Origin of the sequence: Bifidobacterium sp. ESL0784, assembly GCF_029433295.1 — a bacterium.
GTDB lineage: Bacteria > Actinomycetota > Actinomycetes > Actinomycetales > Bifidobacteriaceae > Bifidobacterium.
On sequence record NZ_JAQTHV010000003.1, the window covers coordinates 228,128 to 248,861 of the forward strand.

Consider the following 20,734-nt stretch of genomic DNA (forward strand, 5'->3'; position numbering starts at 1 on the left):
AAATACAAAACAACCACGACCCATAATGAATAGGCGAGTTTTATCTTAAGATCAAATGAATTGACAGAAAATACAGAAAGAACCATGGGCAAATTATCCGAATTGAAAACAACCATTTCCGAAGTCGAAGGGACCGAGGACGAGACCAAACCGCTTTTTCCGGGACGCGCCTTCATCTCGACGGTGCTTGACGCGCTCGACAACAAGGAGACCATGACCGGCAAAATGACCGGCCGTTACATTCAGCGTGCCATGATGGCAGGCATTCTGGTCGGCGTCTTCTTCACCGCCTTCTGGGTGATCATGGGAGCAAGTTCGGCAGGCGGGCCCGGACTGCTGTTGGCAGGCAAAGTATTGGCCGGCACAACCTTCGGCTGGGCGCTCGTGCTCATCTACTACACCAATTCCGAGCTGCTGACCTCGAACATGATGGTGGTGAGTGTAGGCGCCTACCACAAGCGCATCGGCTGGTTGCAATCGTTGAAACTGCTCGGTCTGTGCTTGCTGGGCAACCTGCTTGGAGCGCTCATCGTGGCCGTCATCCTGCGATTCTCGACCATTATTTCGGGCGCAAGCTATGACGTCATGCTCACCGCAGCCAACACGAAACTCAACTATCTGAACTCTGCCGGCGGTGTCGGCGACCTCTTTGTGCGCGCGATCTTCTGCAACTTCTGCATCAACATCGCCATGCTCATGGTATACAACGGCAAGCTTTCCAACGATTTCACCAAGTGCATCATCATGGTGGTGGCGGTGCTGGTCTTCACCTTCTGCGGCTTCGAGCATTCCGTGGCCGATTCCGCGATGTTCCTGATTCTCGGGATGCATGGCGCCGTCAACGCGTGGAAGGCGATTCTCGTCATTGTTGTGGCGATTCTCGGCAACCTTGTCGGCGGCGGCATCCTCATCGGCCTCAACTTCGCAACCATGAACGATGAACGCGGCATCACCGCCGAGAGTGCAAAACAATAAGGCGATATCCAGCGTCAGGAGACCTCCGCAGCTCAAACCCGAACCTCGGACGAGCGTTGAAAAGCGTTGATGGGGCAAAGCGCGAACATCTTTCCCCACCATTGCAAAAAGCTATTCATCGCCTGTCAGTTCCCACTCTTCCGGCAAGCGCTAAAACCCATGCCGCCGTCCGCCTTGCCGTAGTCACCCATGGGATTATGGTGGAAACATATTATTTAGACATAAAGCAAGGAGTGACATGCTGGACTTCACCAGTGACTACACGGAAGGCGCCCATCCCAAAATCCTCAAGAGGATGACGGAAACCAATATGGAACAGCTGCCAGGCTATGGTTCCGACAAATACTGCGAGTCCGCCAAGGCGAAGATTCGCGAGGCCTGCGGATGCCCGGATGCCGACGTCTGGTTCCTGGTCGGGGGCACCCAGACCAACCAGACCGTCATCGACACCATCACCCCGGTCTACGCGGGCGTCGTGGCTGCCACCAATGGACATGTCAACGTCCACGAGGCCGGCGCCGTGGAATATACCGGACACAAGGTGCTCACGCTGCCGAGTCACGAAGGCAAGATTGAAGCCGGAGAGCTCGAGCAATACTGCAAGGATTTCTACGCCGACGGCAACTACACCCACATGGTCTTCCCCGGTTGCGTCTATGTCTCGCATCCCACCGAATACGGCACGATGTACACGAAAGCGGAACTTACGGCCATTGCCGACATCGCACACAAATACGATATGCCGCTGTTCCTCGATGGCGCTCGCCTTGGCTACGGGTTGACCGCAGAAGGCAATGATTTGACGCTCGAGGATATCGCGCACATCGTCGATGTTCTCTATATCGGTGGTACCAAAGTCGGTGCCCTGTTTGGTGAAGCCGTCGTTTTCACCAAACACAACACACCCAAGCATTTCCTCACCCAAATCAAGCAGCACGGTGCCCTGCTGGCCAAGGGCTGGCTGCTCGGGCTGCAGTTCGACACGCTTTTCACTGACGGGCTTTACACAAGGATCGCCAAGAACGCCAACACGATGGCCGACCAGATTCGTGCCGTGCTCAAGGCAAAGGGCTACCAGCTTGTCTACCCGAACACAACCAACCAGATCTTTGTGGCCATGGACCAGCCGACCATCGACCGGCTTTCGCCGCAGGTCGCCATGGGCTTCCTTGAGAAATACGATGACACGCATTCGGTGATGCGCATCTGCACCAGTTGGGCCACCACGCAGGAGCACACCGACCAGCTCATCGCACTGCTGTAACACCTGCTGAAGTTGCCAATAATCCTGCTTTGCGTCGCAGACTCATGAGCCAATGCGACGAAAAGCAGGATTTTTCATGCTTTTCGTCGCGTTAGCATGGACGGTCTGTCTATTGACGCCGAGCATCGGCGATAGCTTCACGCTCCATCGCGACGAACTGGCGTACGCACTGAGGCAACGCATATTTTTCACGAGCTTCCTGCGCGTATTTCGGTCCCCACTCGGCACGTTCCTGCGGATGCTCGATCCACCAGTCGATGCGACGAGCGAGTGCCTTGGCGTTGCGCGACGGAAACACCGAGGAATCGGTCAGGGCGAATTGACTGGCGGCCGAAAGGGGCGAATCCGCGATGACCGGCACCAACCCGGAGGCAATGCCTTCGAGCACGCTCAATGATTCGATGTCCACAATGGAGGGATGGACGAGCAGATCGGCTTGACGCAAGAGATTCGGCATATCTTCATTGGCACGGAAACCGATATGCGCAGGCCTCAGCAACAAGCGTTTCGCAAGTCGACGCAGACGGTGTTGCAACGGACCGGTGCCGCAGATGGTCAAATCGATTTGTGAAGCGTGTCTGCTCAAGGCGACGGCACGGATCAGCGTTTCGTGGTCTTTCTCGTGGGTAAGCCGACCGGAAGCGATGATGCGGAATCCATCTTCATCGCGTTTGCTGTGCCTGTTGTCCGATTGTTTTTGTGCAGGATGGAACCGGCTGGAATATCCGTTGGAAATAACATGCAGTCTTGCATGGTAACCGTGAGCACGCAGCTGACGGGTGATCATCTCGCTTGGGGCGTGAATATGGCCGATATGACCATAGAGCCAGAAATCAAACAGATAATAAATCAACGACGGGATACCGGGGATATAACGCAAAGGGCCTGCCGAATACGTGACGTTTTCGGGCTGAAGATGAAAGCCTGCGGTTACGGGAATTCCCATGGATCGCGCGACAGCCAGCGCATGCCTGCCGAACTTGAACGGCATATAAACATGCACCACATCGGCACCTTCGAAAGCACAGCGGAAAACCGCATCATCGGGTTGTGCGAACTGCATCTGCTGTTTGGCCGCGAGCCATGAGATGAACGGCAAATGATGGACTTCGACGGGGTAATCCGGCGCGCCGACGCCTACAAGCCGAACGCAATGGCCCTGGTTTTCAAGTTCCCGTGCATACTGCAATGCCGAATTCGAGGTACCGTTGCCGCGATTGCCCACCGAATCCACCACCAGTACGATGGTCAGCGGCTTGGCGGCGTCATCTGCAGCGTTTTGGGAATGTGGCATGGTTCAATTTTAGCGCCATTGTTTAGTTCACGACTATCGAAATATCTCAAATGGACTTTGCCAGAACTGTATGACATTTCATATTCTCAATTTACCAGTTACCTGTTTAACTCCGTCCGATAATTATCAAATTCCCTGACGTCATTGATCGACGCGCTAATCAATTCATCAACAATCATCGAACGGTGATCTTGCTCGGGGCCATCCTATGCGACAATGAAACCATGACCGCTGAAGCCGCATCATCATTCGTCAACTATCCGCTTGGCAATCCGGCAGAATCACACCAAACCCGCGTGCTGCTGCTGGGCTCGGGCGAGCTGGGGCGTGAAATCGCCATCGAGCTGACAAGGCTTGGCGCGTTCGTGATTGCGGCCGACAGCTACGAACACGCACCTGCCATGCAGATCGCGCAGGAAAGCCATATCTTGGATATGACCGATGCAATAGCACTGAACCGATTGATCTCAGCAACCAAGCCTTCCATTATCGTCCCGGAAATCGAAGCGATTGCAACCACAGAGTTAGCGAAAGCCTCTTCAAACGGCATTCAGGTCGTGCCAAGTTCACAAATAGCGGCAATCTGCATGAACAGAGAAGCCTTGCGAACGCTGATGCATGAAACACTCGGTTTGCCAACCACGCCATATCGTTTCGCCGGTTCATTTGATGAATTCAAAGACGGGGCAAACGCTGTCGGATACCCGTGCGTGGTCAAACCGGTAATGAGCTCTTCGGGACACGGCCAATCCGTGCTTCGCGGCGACGCCGACCTCGAACCGGCGTGGCAGAAAGCGCAAACCGGGCGGAGGGATGCCAAGGACGGCGGCATTTCAAGGGTTATCGTTGAAGCATTAGCACCACTTGATTACGAACTGACGATGCTCACCGTCTCTTCCAGCGCCGGCATCGTGATCTGCTCCCCTATCGGCCAGCGACAGGAAGACGGCGATTACCGGGAATCGTGGCAACCAGCACAGGTTGATCCGATCGTTCTGGAAAGAGCAGAGGACATCGCTCGCAAAGCCGTCAGCGGACTCGCCGACATGGCCCACCAAAATCACGAACATGGCTGGGGTGTTTTCGGCGTCGAATTGTTCGTCTTGAAAAATGGCGAAGTTCTCTTCAACGAGGTCTCGCCTCGCCCGCATGACACCGGCATGGTCACGATGATCTCCCAACGTTTGAGCGAGTTCGCCTTGCATGCCAGGGCCGTTCTGGGCATTCCCGTCACCGAAAAAAGCGTCGCGCTGAGCCTGAAAAACGGCGAGGTCGCGGCCAGCCACGCCATAGTGGTCACCAGAAACGGCCAGGTCACCTTTACCAACGTCCCCCGAGCCTTATCGCAACCCGATACCGGCCTGCGCATCTTCGGCAAGCCCGAGGTCCACGGCCACCGTCGCATGGCCGTAGCTCTCGCTATCGGAAAAGATGAAACCGAGGCCCGCTCCAAGACCACTAACGTGACGGATGCACTCGATATTACTGTGACGCCAGCTGAATAGTACCCTCCGACTTTGTTCCAGTTTCCTCGATCCACCTAACCGCAATGTCGTCAAGATCGGCAGCTATCGCATCAAAATCTCGGTTAAGGTCCATCGTACGGACCGAGAAGTGATGCTCAAGCTCTGACCAAGTCTCGTTATGCCCGTCCTCATTACCCACCTTCGCGTAGAGCAACATACCATCCACCAACTTGTCATTGTCGAATACCTCATGCAGCACATAACTTTGAATCTGGTTGATATGTTTTGGTGCGTAGATGGGCTTGCCATAATGGACATCGAGAATATGGCCGTAGCATTTTGCGTCGATGATAAGTTCCCGCCTTCCTCTAGACAGAGTAACGTCAGTTAGTAGTCTCGGCAGAAATTCTATATTCCCCTGAGCCTGACGATTGACGGTTTTGGCGCTGGCAGACAGTTCCGGATGATGCACTCGATAGTATTCAAGCACGAATTTCTCGTAGAGTTTGCTTAGTTTTCGCTTCGACCGGTATTGCATCGACCAATTACCTTCATCCTGATTGAACAGCTCTCGCTCGATGACCATCTGACAGACATTCATCAACAATACATACGACGCATTGTTGCGATGGAAACGTAACCTCGCCCAATCAACGCGATGAATATCCACCTCGCCGACATCACGCATGGCAATCAGGCACCGTTTCAAATCGGTTTTTCTCACCGCGTCAACGTCCTTGCGGCCAATCAACAACAGCGCTGTAGTCTTGAGCACACGGTTCTTGTAGGTATCTTCCGAAAAATCGTCATAGACGCACGCCAGCCCGTTGTATCCAGCCATTTGTAACCGAGCGGTTGCTGTCATATCGATATGGCCGCGAACTGTATGAAGATTTTCATGAATCGGCAAATATTCACGCTCAAAACCACGACGCCGCTGAGCACCAATCGCAATAGCCAGAATGGCTGCCAGTAGGTCGTCGATATGATCGAAATCCTCGGTTGCCAAACGCCGGTAATCGTTGAGCCGCAAAGCCTTGAACGCATAGGTCATCATATAGTAGATGTTCTTGATGACCACATTGTCTTCGGTTTTCCGCTGCTTTTCACCATCCGTCGCTTCTTCGCCACCCACAGTCATTGAATCGCTTTCCGCAGCAAATCGGACTGTTCCTTAACCTGCTTTTTATTGTCGAACCAATATTCCTCAATCAATGGAACCAGCTCGAACTCGACAATGGAGGCGGCCAAGCCTTCACCGTCCTTAGTTTGATTATCACAAAAATAGCTATGCCCGATGCAGAACCCCTCACCCAAAGCGGCATCCTCGGCAATCACCTTGTTTAACTCACGCACGGCTTTTACAAGATTCAACAACCTTGCATCGCCAAGATTGCCAACACGGTTTTTGAAATTCGCGTTATCAAGCTCCGGCTTCATCGTAAAGAACGCGAAACGACGACGCAGAGCGTAATCAATCAGGGCTAGCCCGCGATCCGCCGTATTCATCATGCCAATGATATAAAGATTGTCCGGAACGTAGAACGGCTTGTCTGTGATTGAAAGAACGACAGCATCATCCGGGCTACGGTGATCAGACTCGATGGTAGAAAGCAATTCGCCGAACACTTTGGAGATGTTGGCACGGTTGATCTCATCAATGATGAAGAAATAATCCCTATCCCTGTCGCGCTTGGCTTGCCACACGAACCGCGTGAAAATCCCCGGCACAGGTGTAAAGCCATTGCCATCGTCATTGGGACGATAGCCGTAGACGAATTCGTCATAACTGGTACTCTGGTGGAATTGAACGGACTGAATACGACTTTCGTCCTTTTCACCCATCATGGCATAAGCCAATCGCTTGGCGGCAAATGTCTTGCCTGTGCCCGGCGCCCCTTGCAGAATCAAGTTTTGTTTATATTGCAACAGACCCTTCAACACTTTGAGGTCATCCTTTGAAAGAAACACCTCATTGAGGAAATCACGGTCATTGTATAGTTCCGGCGTTTTCTCAACCAACGGCGAAATATCATCCTCACCAGCCATCTCTTCCAATGCCTCATATTCCGCCTTGGAAAGTTTGAAAAGACTCCCGTTCATGTTCCTAAAAAATTCCATGCCGGACAATTCCGGGTTCGCTTTGATGGCAGAGAACGGAACAGGCTCGTCAAAATCGCGAAGTTTCTTGAAATACAACAGTTCATCACTCGGCTGACGGCTCACCTCAAATATCGCGAGCGCCGCCTTGGTCGGACTCGCTTCATAGCCAACGATTCGGTCACCTTTCTTAATAGCTTTAAAGTTGGGAGCGAGTCGTCGCAAATTGCCGTTCTCGTTATGAACTGTGTAATTCTGTTCTTCATCGACCTTTAACGAGGAGATTTTCCACTGTTTAGGACTGGCCACCAACCACCAGTAGGCGACCGAGTCTGAGCCTTCGCTTTCTGAAGCATGCAACGGATACATTGACAAATCCATCTGTGCAAGTGCGGCATGAAGTTCAGGGCGTAGTTTCCAGACGAAATACCCATGTTGCCCTTCACCCGTTGACTTACCCAAGCAAAGTACCGTCCAGTATTCGAAAGTTCTTTCTTCCTGATTGGGTTTTACCAGCTTAATATTTCTCGCTACTCTTTCACCCAACGTAGAAACATTGCTGAGATAGAAATGCCAATCCCGACCATATTCCCCAGCTAACTGAGCACAGGAAAGACCATTAGGCTGTTCGAAAAGACATCTGAGAGTAATGAGGTTATTGCCAGTAACCATGGATGAGTCCTGAAGCAGCTTCACCCAATGCTCAGTGGTGATACCCGGGTCATGCCCAATCCATACAGATTCGTCCTCTTCTATACCGTTCTCACTCATAACCGCCCCATTGCTTATTTACTTCATCAAACACTTATAATTTATCGTTCACAACAGACTTATGCAATAAATTCCAGTCCGGAAACTCGACAATTGACGATTCACAAAAACGACGGTTTCAGTATTACAAGAACACTTCACGGCAAACCTAGCATATTGCTGCACAGTCGCATCAATCAGCAAAGGACCACACGGCATTCTTTCTTGCAATTTCAAACCAAACCTATTATAATACAAATTGCAAGACCGTCCTGATGCCGCATACACGGCTCAGGGGCGGTCATCATTTTTTAGTTTTGGAGCCGACGATGACGACAAAATCTCAAGGATCTCATCCACGTTACGATAAACCGTGGTTATCTATCGATGAGCAATGCAAGAGACTCGAGTCACATGGAATGCAGGGTGTATATGCAAATAAAGAGCGCCTTGCTCGTATCGGTTATTATCGCTTGAGCGGATTCTGGTATATGTTCCGGAAAATCGACTCCGACAATCATTCACGGTCAAGCTTTTTCATGTCAGATTCTCGCTTCAGCGACGTTTTAAGAATCTACGAATTCGACAGGGAGCTGAGAACCGCGCTCTTCGCTGCTATTGCCTGTTTCGAAATTTCCCTGCGTGCGCGCCTTGCCTATGACGTCGGACGTCAAGACCCGTTTCTTTACCTAAAACCGGCGCTGCTCGACACTGTCATGGATCCAGTCGAATATGGAAGTTTCATCAACAAATACAATGACCGTCGTGCTCATTCACGCGAAGATTTCATCAAGCACTTTAGACGTGAATATGATGGGCAACTCCCAATATGGGCAGCTACTGAAATCATGGAATTCGGTACACTCAGAAAACTATATGATGTACTTCCCTACCCGATGCGAGCCGACATCGCCGCCAAGTACCAGCTTAACCAAGCAACTTTAAAATCTTGGCTTGGTTGCCTTAACTTCATAAGAAATCTCTGTGCACATCATGGACGCGTCTATAACCGGGCACTCACCGTATCTCCGAGTATCGATACAGAACTTTCAGAATTAACGCATATCGGACCATCGCCCAAAAAGATGTATGCAGGAATTGCCATATTGGTGTATCTCCTAAAACAAGAAAACGAGACAACTCCAATTCAGCAGCTAAAGAACTGCATTTCTGCCTTGCCGACTGATATTCCCCAAGTCGACGTCGCACGGTCAATGGGTGTTCCAGCAAATTGGCAAGAAGAAAAGTTATGGCGGATTTTTTAAAGCAGTACCGCAAAACATTTTTATAGAAACGGTAAAAAGATACGATATCCAATCCCAAAACAACAGATGTAACAGAAAATTTACAATGCCTGAATTTATTGGGAAATGACGCGAGCGATAAAACGCTTCTATATAAATAAAGTATCGGTTGTCGCATTTTTTACACACGGCGACGAACGAAATTGTTGGCTTCAGTTGGTATATTTTTGACGTAAGTTCACCTCATTCAATCAATCTCGTTACTCTACGGGAAGGGCGAATCATGGAGAAACTGGACATGCTCTACAAGGGCAAAGCCAAGAAACTCTATTCAACGGATGACCCGAATGTACTCTGGGTCGAATATATGAATCAGGCCACCGCCGGCGACGGTGCGAAAAAGGCTCAGATTCAAGGAAAGGGAAGCCTCAACAACCGCATCACCACGGTGCTTTTCCGGCTTCTGGAGGCCGAAGGCGTCGAGACAGATTTCATCCGCCGCGTCTCCGACACCGAACAGCTCAACGAGAAAATCTCCATGTTCCCGCTTGAAATCATCATGCGCAACACCGCCGCCGGCTCCTTCGCCAAGCGTTACGGCATTGAGGAAGGCACCGAACTCAAGCGTCCGATCCTCGAATTCTGCTACAAATCCGACGAACTGCACGACCCGTTCATCAACATCGACGGCATCGTGGCCCTTGGGCTGGCAACCGATGACGAAATGGAAGAGATCTCACGGCAGGCACACGATATAAACGAAAAACTCACCAAAATCTTCCGCGACATCGACGTGCAACTGGTCGATTTCAAGATCGAGGAAGGCAAGAACAAGGACAGTGAAATCGTTCTGGCCGACGAGATCACGCCCGACACCTGCAGGCTTTGGGATTTGAAGGACGGTTCCGGCAAAGTCGAGCATCTCGACAAAGACCTCTTCCGTAGAGACTTGGGCAACATCATTCCCGCCTACGAGGAAATCTACAGACGATTGCTTGATCTGGCCAACCGCCGAGGCGTCAAGGTCGAATGACATATCGCTCGCATACCTTAATCGTTGGTATGTGAGCGATTTTTGGTTGTTCTGCATTTTCTTTGCAACCGACACGATTCTTTATTTACCGACTTATTTACTTTCAACTTCTTGACCAGCAGTGCTAAGGAATATCAGTGCTTTCAACAGTTTTTCGTGTATATGTAGAAAAGAAGCCCGGCTTTGATGTCGAAGCCGTTAATCTCGCCAATGAATTAAGAGACGTGCTCGGACTCAAAAGCCTCGAGTGTGTCCGTGTCATCAACTGTTACGACGCCCAAGGCTTGGATGCCGAGCTTTTCGAAGCGGCCATTCCCACGATTTTCAGCGAACCGCCTGTGGACACCGCAATGCGGAAACTTCCCGATTTGGGTGAGGCACAGGTTTTCGCCGTGGAGTATCTGCCCGGTCAGTTTGATCAGCGAGCGGAATCGGCCAGCCAGTGCATTCAGCTGCTGAGCCAAGGGACACGTCCGGACGTGCGTACAGCAAAAATCTACGCGCTGTATGGCGAGCTTTCGTCTGAAGATGTCGCGGCTATCAAACGCTATGTCATCAATCCGGTCGATGCACATGAAACCGGACTTGAGACGCGCGAGACCTTGGAAACCGAGGTTAAGGTTCCGGCGGACGTCGAAGTAATCGAAAGGTTCAACGAGCTTGACGACGCCGGATTGCAGCGCTTCATTGACAACCGTGGGCTTGCCATGGATCTGGGTGATGCCAAGTGCTGCCAAGACTATTTTCGCGGTGAACATCGCGAGCCGACCGTCACAGAAATCAAGGTCATCGATACCTATTGGTCCGACCATTGCCGGCATACGACTTTCAGCACTGAGCTGACACAGGTCGATATCGACGACAGTGTTGTTGCCGCCGCATTCCAGCGCTATCTCAAGGTTCGTCAGGATTTGGGACGAACCAACAAGCCCGTGACCCTGATGGATATGGGAACCATCGGAGCCAAGGAACTCGAGGCCGAAGGCGAGCTGACGGGACTCGACAAGTCCGAGGAGATCAACGCCTGCACCGTCAAGACCAAGGTGGATGTCAACGGCAAGCCCGAAGACTGGCTCTTCCTCTTCAAAAACGAGACGCACAACCACCCCACGGAAATCGAGCCCTTCGGCGGGGCCGCTACCTGCATCGGCGGCTGCATCCGTGACCCGTTGAGCGGACGCGCTTACGTCTACCAGGCGATGCGCGTCACAGGAGCCGGAGACCCGCGCGTTCCGGTTTCACAGACGCTGGAAGGCAAGCTGCCACAACGCAAACTAGTCACCACAGCTGCACAGGGATATTCCTCATACGGCAACCAGATCGGGCTGGCAACCGGACAAGTCGATGAAATCTATCATCCCGGATATGTCGCCAAACGTATGGAGGTCGGAGCCGTAGTGGGAGCCGCGCCGGCTACCAACGTACGCCGTGAAACACCGACACCGGGTGACAGAATCATCCTGCTTGGCGGACGCACCGGGCGTGACGGCATCGGAGGCGCGACCGGTGCCTCCAAGGCACAGGACACCGAAAGCCTCGTGGAATCAGGCGCCGAAGTGCAGAAGGGCAACGCGACCGTCGAACGTAAGCTGCAACGGCTCTTCCGCCGCCACGATGCCAGTGTGCTTATCAAGCGCTGCAACGATTTCGGCGCAGGCGGCGTCTCCGTTGCCACCGGCGAAATCGCCGACGGACTGAAAATCGACCTCGACAAGGTTCCCAAGAAATACGAAGGCTTGGACGGCACGGAACTGGCGATTTCCGAATCGCAGGAACGCATGGCCGTCGACGTGGCGGCCGAAGACGTGGACGAGTTCCTGCGTTATGCACGCGAAGAGAACCTTGAGGCCACGGTCATTGCCACCGTAACTGAAGAACCGCGTATGGTCATGGATTGGCGTGGAAAGCGTATCGTTGATTTATCCCGCAAATTCTTGGCCTCGAACGGCGCAGCGAAACATCAGAATGTCCACGTGCTGCCTGCCGAAGATTACAGGGTTCCCCAATCCTGGGAGTCCGGCGATCTTCACGAGCGCCTGACATCACTGATCAGCGACATCAATATCGCCGGCAACAAAGGGCTTGCCGAACGCTTCGATTCCACCATCGGTGCCGGCACTGTGCTGATGCCTTTCGGCGGCCGCGAACAGCTGACACCAAGCCAAGCCATGGTCGCCAAACTGCCGGTGCCTGGCGGACTGACCCATACGGCGAGCGCCATGGCTTGGGGCTTCAACCCGTTCATTACCGAACGCAACCAGTTCGCCGGAGCCTACTTGGCAGTGGCCGAATCAGTGTCCAAACTGGTCGCAACCGGTTTCACTAAAGAAAACGCCTATCTGAGCTTCCAGGAGTATTTCGGCAAACTCCACCAAGACCCCGAACGTTGGGGCAAACCGACTGCGGCACTGCTCGGCGCTTTGAGTGCACAGCTTGACCTCAAAGTCGGGGCTATCGGTGGCAAGGACTCGATGAGTGGCAGCTTCGAACAGGATGGCAAGGAAATGGATGTGCCGCCGACGCTGATCTCCTTCGCCGTTTCGACCGGAAACATGAACGGTACGGTATCGCCGGAATTCAAGGGTTCCGGGCATCGTATCTTGCGTGTAGCACCGAAACAGTATGGATATAGTATTTCTGGCGATATGGGCGACAAAGATAGCGCTTACCGTCTTATCCCTAATCCCGATGATTTGCTTGGAACGTTGGCATTGGTCGAACAGCTGACCGCCACGAACCAGGCTCTTGCGATTTCGACGCCCGGGTACGGAGCCACCGCCGAAGCGCTATTCAAGATGACACTGGGCAACCAAATCGGTGTGAGGCTGAACAACGACATCAACCTTGATGCCCTGTTCGAGCCTGCTTACGGTTCCTTTATCATCGAACTCGCCCAAAATGCCGAAGTACCGGAAGGCAACGGACAGGTCGATGTCGAAGTCATCGGCACGACCGCCGCTACCTACGAATTTGCTGCAGCCGGCGAAACCGTCGATCTCGGCGAATTGCAAGATGTCTGGGAATCCGCGATGGAGGAAATTTTCCCCTACCGCAACGATAAAGCCAGTGATATCGAAACTGAAACAAAACACGAAACGGAAACCGTCACCTACCGCAACGGCCAGAAGGCTTTCTACACGAGCAATCCGCTCAAGGCCAAGCCACGCGTGCTCATTCCCGTGTTCCCCGGCAATAACTGCGAGTACGACGCGGCCGCCGCGTTCGCTGCGGCAGGTGCCGATTCTCATACCCTGATTGTCAACAATCTCTCCCCCGAGTCCGTCGCTGAATCATCTCGCCAACTGGCGAAGGAAATCAAGGTCAGCCAAATCATCATGATTCCCGGCGGCTTCTCCGGCGGCGACGAACCAGACGGATCGGCGAAATTCATCACCGCGTTCTTCCGCGCCCCTGCCGTGGCCGACGCCGTACGCGACCTGCTGAACAATCGCGATGGATTGATGCTCGGCATCTGCAACGGGTTCCAGGCACTTATCAAGCTCGGCCTCGTGCCCTACGGTGATATCGTCGAACCCAGCGAGAACCAGCCGACGCTGACGTTCAACACCATTGGACGGCACCAAAGCCGCTTGGTACGCACGCGGGTTTCCAGCAATTTGTCGCCTTGGATGGCCGGTAGCGAAGTCGGCGATATCTACATCATCCCGATTTCGCACGGCGAAGGTCGGTTCGTGGCCACGTCGGAACAGATTCAACAACTGGCCAACAACGGTCAGATTGCAACACAATACGTCGACGAAAACGGCGACGCAAGCATGAATTTGGCCGACAATCCCAACGGTTCCATGGCCGCCGTCGAAGCACTGACCAGCCTCGACGGCCGCGTGCTCGGCAAAATGGGGCATTCCGAACGCCGTGGCGACGGGCTTTACCTGAACGTTCCAGGCCGCAAGTTCCAGCCGATTTTCGAGGCCGGCGTACGGTATTTCACAGGAGTACCGACGAACCGATTAACACAGACAATCTGAACGACCAAACAGGCGAAAGGAAGGCTTGATATGTCATTTGAATTGGAAGACATTCATGAGGAATGCGGCCTTTTCGGTGTATGGGGTCACCCGGATGCCTCACGACTGACCTACTTCGGCCTGCACGCATTGCAGCACCGTGGGCAGGAAGGCGCCGGCATGGTCTCCAACGACCAAGGCAAGCTTATCGGCCACCGCGGGCTGGGGCTGCTGACCGACGTATTCCACGACGAGCATGAAATCGAACGACTCACCGGAGACCGCGCAATCGGCCACGTCCGTTATGCCACGAGCGGTTCTAGCGGCATCGACAACATCCAGCCGTTTATTTTCCGCTTCCACGACGGCGATTTCGCGCTTGCACACAACGGCAATCTCACCAATTGCATCGCTTTGCGAGCCAAACTGGAGAACGAAGGCGCCATTTTCCATTCGAACTCCGACACCGAAGTGCTGATGCATCTGATTCGCCGCTCGAACAAGCCGATGTTCGTCGAAAAACTCAAGGAAGCCCTGAACATCGTCCATGGTGGATTCGCCTATCTGTTGATGACCGAAAACGCGTTGATCGGCGCGCTCGATCCCAACGGTTTCCGCCCACTTTCGCTGGGGCGAATGAGCAACGGGGCCTACGTGCTGGCCAGTGAGACCTGTGCCCTTGACACCGTGGGTGCCGAGCTCGTGCGCGACATTCGCCCCGGCGAGATCGTGGTCGTAAACGATGACGGTTATCAGATTCTGTCTTATACTGACAAAACCCAGCTGGCGATCTGCTCGATGGAATTCATCTATTTCGCTCGTCCGGATTCCAATATCTATGGTGTCAACGTCCATTCCGCACGCAAACGTATGGGCGCACGGCTTGCCAAGGAAGCGCCGGTCGACGCCGATATGGTCATCGGTGTGCCAAATTCCTCGCTTTCCGCCGCTTCCGGTTACGCAGAGGCCAGCGGCCTACCCAACGAGATGGGACTGATCAAGAACCAATATATCGCGCGCACGTTCATCCAACCGACGCAAGAACTGCGCGAGCAGGGTGTGCGCATGAAACTTTCGGCGGTGCGGGGCGTGGTCAAAGGCAAGCGGATCATCGTCATCGACGATTCCATCGTGCGCGGCACCACTTCCAAGCGCATCGTCCAACTTCTGCGTGAGGCGGGAGCAGCGGAAGTGCACATGCGTATCAGCTCGCCACCACTGAAATACCCGTGCTTCTACGGCATCGACATCTCCACCACCCGCGAACTGATCGCCGCTCGCATGAGCGTCGAGGAAATCCGCAAATATATCGGTGCAGATTCCCTGCAATTCCTGAGTTTGGATGGACTTATCGAGTCTATTGGCCTTAACGCCGACGCTCCCTACGGAGGCTTGTGTGTCGCCTATTTCAACGGCGACTACCCCACCGCTCTGGACGATTACGAAGACGAATTCCTCGCCTCGCTGAAACCCGAGGAACGCGAGCGCCTGCCGCATTTCGCCAAGTACGAAAGCCAATACGTGGATAACGAATACAGCAATACAGAATCATCCAAGCGCAGCGCCGGCGGTACAACTACCACCAGCACCACCACAAGGAGGGCATAGCATGCCTCAAGCATACGAACAAGCGGGAGTCAGCGTCGAGGCCGGCTATGAAGTCGTCCGACGTATCAAATCACACGTCGCGCGGACCAACCGTCCCGGCGTGGTCGGCGGCATCGGCGGATTCGGCGGGCTTTTCGACCTGGCGAGCCTCGGATACAAGGAACCGATGCTGGTTTCCGGCACCGACGGCGTGGGCACCAAGCTGATGGTCGCAAAAATGGCCAACAAACATGACACCATCGGCATCGATTGCGTGGCGATGTGCGTCAACGACATCGCCGCCCAAGGCGCACAGCCGTTGTTCTTCCTTGACTACATCGCCTGCGGCAAGAACGACCCTGCGCTTCTGGAGCAGGTGGTTTCCGGCGTGGCAGATGGTTGCGTTCAGGCAGAATCGGCACTTATCGGCGGTGAGACGGCGGAAATGCCCGGTATGTACGCCAAAGACGAATACGATCTGGCCGGATTCGCCGTCGGTGTCGCCGAAAAATCCACTATTGTGGATGGCTCGGGCATCCGGGAAGGCGATGCGCTAATCGGTCTGGAATCCTCCGGCGTCCATTCCAACGGATTCTCGCTGGTACGCGAGGCTTTGTTCAACGAAGCCGGCTATACCATCGATACGAAACTCGACGAACTCGGCGATGCAACGTTGGGTGACGTACTGCTCACCCCGACGAAAATCTATGTCAAAGCACTCAAACCGCTCTTTGCCGCAGACCTTATCAAGGGCGTTGCGCACATCACCGGCGGCGGATTCATCGAGAACATCCCACGTATGATTCCGGCAAGTCTCGGCGCCTCAATCAAGGTCGACACATGGAGCATTCCGCCGATTTTCGACATCATCGAACGTGCCGGCAGCATCGATCACAAGGAAATGTTCAACGTCTTCAACATGGGCATCGGGATGGTTTTGGCCGTCGATCCAGCGAATGTTGAGAACGCGCTTCAAACCCTTGAATCGGTCGGCGAAACCGGCCATGTCATCGGTTCAATCGTTCCCGACAGCGGACACGGACGGGTCCTGCTCGCCTAGCTCATACCGAAACATATTCATCTATACTTGAGTATTGGTATCAAAAAACTTTCAAAGAAAACAAGACAATATTCAACAACAAAATTCCACTGGCGGAAATTGCTGAAAGGACACGAAATGGGTATGAAGGTTTTGGTCATCGGATCGGGCGCGCGCGAGCACGTCATCGCCGCCACTCTGCTCGAAGGTGCAAGCGTCGATGAGGTCACTGTCGCTCCGGGTAATCCCGGTATGGAACTCGACGGCATCCGCACCACTCGTATCGACCCGTCGAATCACGCGGCCCTCATCGAATTCATGCAGTCCAGCGGCTACGATTGGGCGCTTATCGGTCCCGAAGTGCCACTGATTCATGGCATCGTCGACGATTTCCATGAAGTCGGCCTCAAAGCGTTCGGCCCGACACGCGCTGCGGCCCAGGTCGAAGGCTCCAAGGATTTCGCCAAGCAGCTGATGGCCCGCCATGCCATCCCAACCGCCGCCTACCGCACCTTCACCGACTACGAACCGGCCGCCGCATATATCACGGAGCATGGCACCCCCATCGTCATCAAGGCCGACGGGCTTGCCGCCGGAAAGGGCGTGACCGTTGCGCTCGATACGCAAACCGCGCTCAGTGCCCTTGAAGACATTTTCGTCGAGCATCGTTTCGGCAATACCGATCTCAAGGTGGTGATCGAGGACTTCCTCGAAGGTCAGGAATTCTCGCTGATGAGTTTCGTCAATGGCACCGAATTCTGGCCTATGCCCATTTCACAGGACCACAAGCGCGCCTACGACAGGGACAAAGGCCCGAATACCGGCGGGATGGGAGCCTATAGCCCTGTTCCGCAGATTAGCGACGAAACCGTCGAACAGGCAATCGACACCATTATCTGTCCGACCGTCGAAGCGCTGTCCGAAGAGGGCACGCCGTTCACCGGCATCCTTTACGCCGGTCTTATCGCCACCGACGACGGCCCGAAAGTTATCGAATTCAACGCCCGTTTCGGCGACCCCGAGACGGAAGCTGTGCTGCCGCTGCTCACCAGCGACCTCGGCGAAGGCATCAACGCCATCTTCAACGACGAACAACCGAGCTTCACCTGGCGAACGGATGCCACAGCCCTCGGGGTGGTGCTCACCGCCGACGGATACCCCGGCAAGCCGAAGAAAGGCACTTTGGTTCCTGCCATCCCCACTGACGCCGATTCCCATATCTATTACGCGGGCGTGAAAACACCAAAGCATCCCGAGAATCTGAATCCAGCCGACTTGGCCTCTTCAACCGGCTTGGTCTCCTCTTCCGGCCGCGTGTTGGTCTACAAAACCGTCGCTCCCACGCTCCAAGCCGCCCAGTCTAAGATCTACGACACCTTAGACGCTCTAGACACCACTGGTTTCTTCTACCGCCACGACATCGGCGCCAAGGCACTGGAAGCCGTCGTTCCGGATAACAAACAATAGGACCGAATTCTAAGAGCGAAATTCATCCAAACCCCTGAAACCCTGCATCAAATTGACAACGGTTAGGAAACAAACGTCAACAGAGGCATCAACGTCACAGCACTACGATAACACTTGAAAATAACTCCTACAACAACAAAAAGGTCGGTCGATACCAAAACCGAAATGGCAGAAAATAGCCATTTTATGATTGATATCAACCGGCCTTTTGTTGATTAGAGCCTAACAGTCTCACTCCATAAACCCGGCATCTTTAAGGTATCCCTTGCCGGCGGTGACATCATATTGAATGAGCTTGTAATCGTGCATGAGCTGCTTGGTCTCCTTGTCGAAGTCACTCGCGGCCATCGGCTGGCCCTTGGGGTCAAGATAGATCGGCTGGCCTTCGGGGATGCGCGACCAACCCTGGATCTGGTTGACCACCGGCGGCTCCATCGCGGAGACCTTGCCGTGCAGCTGGGTCAGAAAAGCGAGGAACGGCGTGACCTTCGAATTGGTCTGCTCGGCGGCCTGGGCCATGAAGAAGTTTGGCGAGGAATACTCTCCGTCCGGGCTCTTGTACCCCTGCCGTCCGCTGGCCTTGTTCGACCAGATGAAGTAGTCGGTGGTGTGCAGCGCCAGCGAGTTCTTCTGGTCGGCCGAAGCTGTCTTGTAGATGCCAGGCAGGTGGTCCCCGTAGAAGACAACTGTGACCGGCTTATTGAGTGAATCCATCTGTTCCAGGAACTTGGCGGTGGCTTTGTCGGTGATGTTCGCGCCCTTGGCGTAGGTGTTGATTGACTCATTCTCGTCGGCCCCAAGCGGTTGCGACGGGTCGGTGGATTCGGCCTTGAAATCGTTGCCCTTGTACCAGTTGTGATACGGCATATGGTTCTGCATCGTGGCCAGCTGGACGAATTCGTTCTGTGGGTTCTTCTTCATCGATTCATAGACGCTCTGGTAGGCCGAGGCGTCGGAAACGTACGGCGAGGAATCGATCTTCTGCCGATGCGCGATGACCTCCGGCGGTTCCAGCGAGTAGAAGTGTGAGAAGCCGAACTTCTTGTAGTTGTTGGCACGCAAGTACATCGACGGCTCGTAAGGGTGGAAGGCAACGGAATGCTCCTTGCTTCCCCACAGCTGGTTGACCGTCGGCGTCCATTTCTCGCCCGGGATAAGCTGCTGGTACGGGCTGGTCAGCGACGGGTCGAAATTGGCCATCGACATACCCGTGAGGCTCATATATTCGAGGTTCGCGGTGCCGCCACCGTACCCGGAGGAAAGCATGTAGCCGCCAGTTGTGTGCTGCTTGATTTCGCGGGTGTTGGGAATCGGGTCATGGTTGAGTTTGAGCCCCGGCACACGAGATGGATCGGAATATGATTCGGAAAGGATGAAGACGACGCTGCTGTCGTTCATCTTTGCGGTGCGGGTCTTGTTGATTTTGGCGGCTTCGGCGGAGTATCGCTTGGCGACCTGTTTCATCGTCGCCTCACTGTAGTCGCTCGGCTGGTCCATCACCTTGGGATGGGCCTGGCCGAGGAACGAGACCAGCGGACCATTGCGCTGCGCGTCATAGACGGAATCCCACATCGAAGGGATATAGCCCATGGTCTTGGCAAACGAATTGGTAAACGTATTGATCTGGCCGATCTGATAGCTGAAGCCGATCACAAGAAGCAGCGGCGCGAGAACAAGCACGATACGTAGCGCTGCACCAAGGCTTTTGCTCTTGGCCTGGCTATTGCTGTCCTTAGTACTATCTTTACCATTGTTCTTATTTGATTTTTCACTACCGTCATCGGCAACGGCACCGGCAGCGACTTCGTCACTTTGGAAACCGAACACCTTGCCGTGTCGAGCGTCGAAATGGTTCAGCGCCACAAACAAAACAACGACCAGCACCATCGCCACCGCAACGCCGGCAATCAGCCCGTCCGAACCGGACGGGATGAAGCTCATCAGTGAGCCAGCGTCGCCGTTGGAAACAAAGCTCAGATCGGAAGGCAGAATCGTCTCGTAGCGAACGCTGACCTTGAAATGCTCGACCACCGCAATGAAAATAATCGACACAAACATGACCGGAGTGGCTATCCAGAAACGGTTGAACACCATAATCACCGCGAGATAAATAAGTCCCAATAGCAGTAGGTTCAGCACAAAGACGAAATTGCCATTCTGCCACATTTTGGAAATCATGCCCCAGACGCCGGTAAGCGGACTGGCAAGCTTCACACGGGTGTCGCTTTGGGAAACACCTTGCTGCAGGATAACCGCCATAACGATGTCGAAAACCACAAACAGCAAGACGTAGACCCAGCCGGGGATATGCATGCAGCGCCCGCCAAAACCTGTCTTGCGTGCTTTTTTCTGTATCTTTTCCGCGTTACCGGACGCAGCTTGCCCTGCTGTAGCCTGGGGTTTGCCGCCCATAGATTCCTGTCCTTCGACCTCGTCCATACCGTTGCGTTCCTTAGTCCTGTCATTTCGGGAATTTTGTATTGTCATGTTGTGCTGACCCGACGAATGTTAATGTTATAAACCTTTTATCACGTTAATCTGCAAGAA

13 protein-coding genes are annotated in these 20,734 nt (G+C 53.8%); 9 read left to right on the forward strand and 4 right to left on the reverse strand.

Translation table 11 applies throughout. The annotated features are described in order from the left end of the window. Positions 1–84 precede the first annotated feature (84 nt). Both PT279_RS05495 and PT279_RS05500 read left to right on the forward strand, forming a co-directional pair. Positions 85–975 carry a formate/nitrite transporter family protein gene (locus PT279_RS05495; protein ID WP_277166386.1) on the forward strand — a complete coding sequence of 297 codons (891 nt, stop codon included), beginning with the start codon at positions 85–87 and terminating at the stop codon, positions 973–975. A 238-nt stretch (positions 976–1,213) separates the two neighbouring features. After that, positions 1,214–2,239: an aminotransferase class I/II-fold pyridoxal phosphate-dependent enzyme gene (locus tag PT279_RS05500; RefSeq protein WP_277166388.1), complete on the forward strand. Its 1,026-nt coding sequence runs from the start codon at positions 1,214–1,216 to the stop codon at positions 2,237–2,239. 109 nt (positions 2,240–2,348) lie between these two features. Here PT279_RS05500 and PT279_RS05505 read toward each other — a convergent pair whose 3' ends face one another. Then, the gene (locus PT279_RS05505; protein ID WP_277166391.1) at positions 2,349–3,533 is read right to left on the reverse strand and encodes a glycosyltransferase; all 1,185 of its coding nucleotides are present in this window, start codon (positions 3,531–3,533) and stop codon (positions 2,349–2,351) included. A gap of 224 nt (positions 3,534–3,757) precedes the next feature. Between PT279_RS05505 and purT the strand changes: the two genes are divergently transcribed. Continuing rightward, positions 3,758–5,038, forward strand: coding sequence for a formate-dependent phosphoribosylglycinamide formyltransferase (gene purT / locus PT279_RS05510; protein ID WP_277166393.1), 1,281 nt, complete (start codon positions 3,758–3,760; stop codon positions 5,036–5,038). Here purT and PT279_RS05515 read toward each other — a convergent pair. After that, on the reverse strand, positions 5,016–6,140 hold the full coding sequence (locus PT279_RS05515) for a hypothetical protein (protein ID WP_277166395.1): 1,125 nt from the start codon (positions 6,138–6,140) through the stop codon (positions 5,016–5,018). The two genes, purT and PT279_RS05515, sit on opposite strands and share 23 nt — an antisense overlap. Beyond that, entirely contained in the window at positions 6,137–7,870 is a 1,734-nt protein-coding gene (locus PT279_RS05520; RefSeq protein ID WP_277166397.1) for an AAA family ATPase, read from the reverse strand. Before PT279_RS05520 ends, PT279_RS05515 begins: the two co-directional genes overlap by 4 nt. Positions 7,871–8,178: 308 nt before the next feature. Between PT279_RS05520 and PT279_RS05525 the strand changes: the two genes are divergently transcribed. The 6 genes from PT279_RS05525 to purD all read left to right on the forward strand — a co-directional run bounded on the left by PT279_RS05525 (position 8,179) and on the right by purD (position 18,187). Next, the gene (locus tag PT279_RS05525; RefSeq protein WP_277166399.1) at positions 8,179–9,114 is read left to right on the forward strand and encodes an Abi family protein; all 936 of its coding nucleotides are present in this window, start codon (positions 8,179–8,181) and stop codon (positions 9,112–9,114) included. A gap of 262 nt (positions 9,115–9,376) precedes the next feature. Beyond that, positions 9,377–10,126 (forward strand): phosphoribosylaminoimidazolesuccinocarboxamide synthase, encoded by a 750-nt coding sequence (gene purC / locus PT279_RS05530; RefSeq protein ID WP_277166401.1) that lies wholly within the window; start codon positions 9,377–9,379, stop codon positions 10,124–10,126. A 137-nt stretch (positions 10,127–10,263) separates the two neighbouring features. Next, positions 10,264–14,115 (forward strand): phosphoribosylformylglycinamidine synthase, encoded by a 3,852-nt coding sequence (locus PT279_RS05535; protein ID WP_277166403.1) that lies wholly within the window; start codon positions 10,264–10,266, stop codon positions 14,113–14,115. A gap of 30 nt (positions 14,116–14,145) precedes the next feature. Continuing rightward, a complete protein-coding gene (purF, locus tag PT279_RS05540) occupies positions 14,146–15,702 on the forward strand; it encodes an amidophosphoribosyltransferase (protein ID WP_277166406.1) in 1,557 nt (518 codons plus the stop codon). Between the two features lies 1 nt (position 15,703). After that, on the forward strand, positions 15,704–16,741 hold the full coding sequence (gene purM / locus PT279_RS05545) for a phosphoribosylformylglycinamidine cyclo-ligase (RefSeq protein ID WP_277166408.1): 1,038 nt from the start codon (positions 15,704–15,706) through the stop codon (positions 16,739–16,741). 117 nt (positions 16,742–16,858) lie between these two features. Next, positions 16,859–18,187, forward strand: a complete 1,329-nt coding sequence (gene purD / locus PT279_RS05550; RefSeq protein ID WP_277166410.1) for a phosphoribosylamine--glycine ligase — start codon at positions 16,859–16,861, stop codon at positions 18,185–18,187. Between the two features lie 231 nt (positions 18,188–18,418). Here the strand turns inward: purD and PT279_RS05555 are convergent, their stop codons facing one another. Beyond that, positions 18,419–20,626 (reverse strand): LTA synthase family protein, encoded by a 2,208-nt coding sequence (locus tag PT279_RS05555; RefSeq protein ID WP_277166411.1) that lies wholly within the window; start codon positions 20,624–20,626, stop codon positions 18,419–18,421. Positions 20,627–20,734: the final 108 nt, after the last annotated feature.

Bases quoted from the DNA above. Each gene is read 5' to 3' on its own strand.
- purT (WP_277166393.1), top strand. From the start codon at position 3,758: ATGACCGCTGAAGCCGCATCATCATTCGTCAACTATCCGCTTGGCAAT.
- PT279_RS05495 (WP_277166386.1), top strand. From the start codon at position 85: ATGGGCAAATTATCCGAATTGAAAACAACCATTTCCGAAGTCGAAGGG.
- PT279_RS05520 (WP_277166397.1), bottom strand. From the start codon at position 7,870: ATGAGTGAGAACGGTATAGAAGAGGACGAATCTGTATGGATTGGGCAT.
- PT279_RS05505 (WP_277166391.1), bottom strand. From the start codon at position 3,533: ATGCCACATTCCCAAAACGCTGCAGATGACGCCGCCAAGCCGCTGACC.
- PT279_RS05555 (WP_277166411.1), bottom strand. From the start codon at position 20,626: ATGGACGAGGTCGAAGGACAGGAATCTATGGGCGGCAAACCCCAGGCT.
- purM (WP_277166408.1), top strand. From the start codon at position 15,704: ATGCCTCAAGCATACGAACAAGCGGGAGTCAGCGTCGAGGCCGGCTAT.
- purF (WP_277166406.1), top strand. From the start codon at position 14,146: ATGTCATTTGAATTGGAAGACATTCATGAGGAATGCGGCCTTTTCGGT.
- PT279_RS05525 (WP_277166399.1), top strand. From the start codon at position 8,179: ATGACGACAAAATCTCAAGGATCTCATCCACGTTACGATAAACCGTGG.
- purC (WP_277166401.1), top strand. From the start codon at position 9,377: ATGGAGAAACTGGACATGCTCTACAAGGGCAAAGCCAAGAAACTCTAT.
- PT279_RS05515 (WP_277166395.1), bottom strand. From the start codon at position 6,140: ATGACTGTGGGTGGCGAAGAAGCGACGGATGGTGAAAAGCAGCGGAAA.
- PT279_RS05500 (WP_277166388.1), top strand. From the start codon at position 1,214: ATGCTGGACTTCACCAGTGACTACACGGAAGGCGCCCATCCCAAAATC.
- purD (WP_277166410.1), top strand. From the start codon at position 16,859: ATGGGTATGAAGGTTTTGGTCATCGGATCGGGCGCGCGCGAGCACGTC.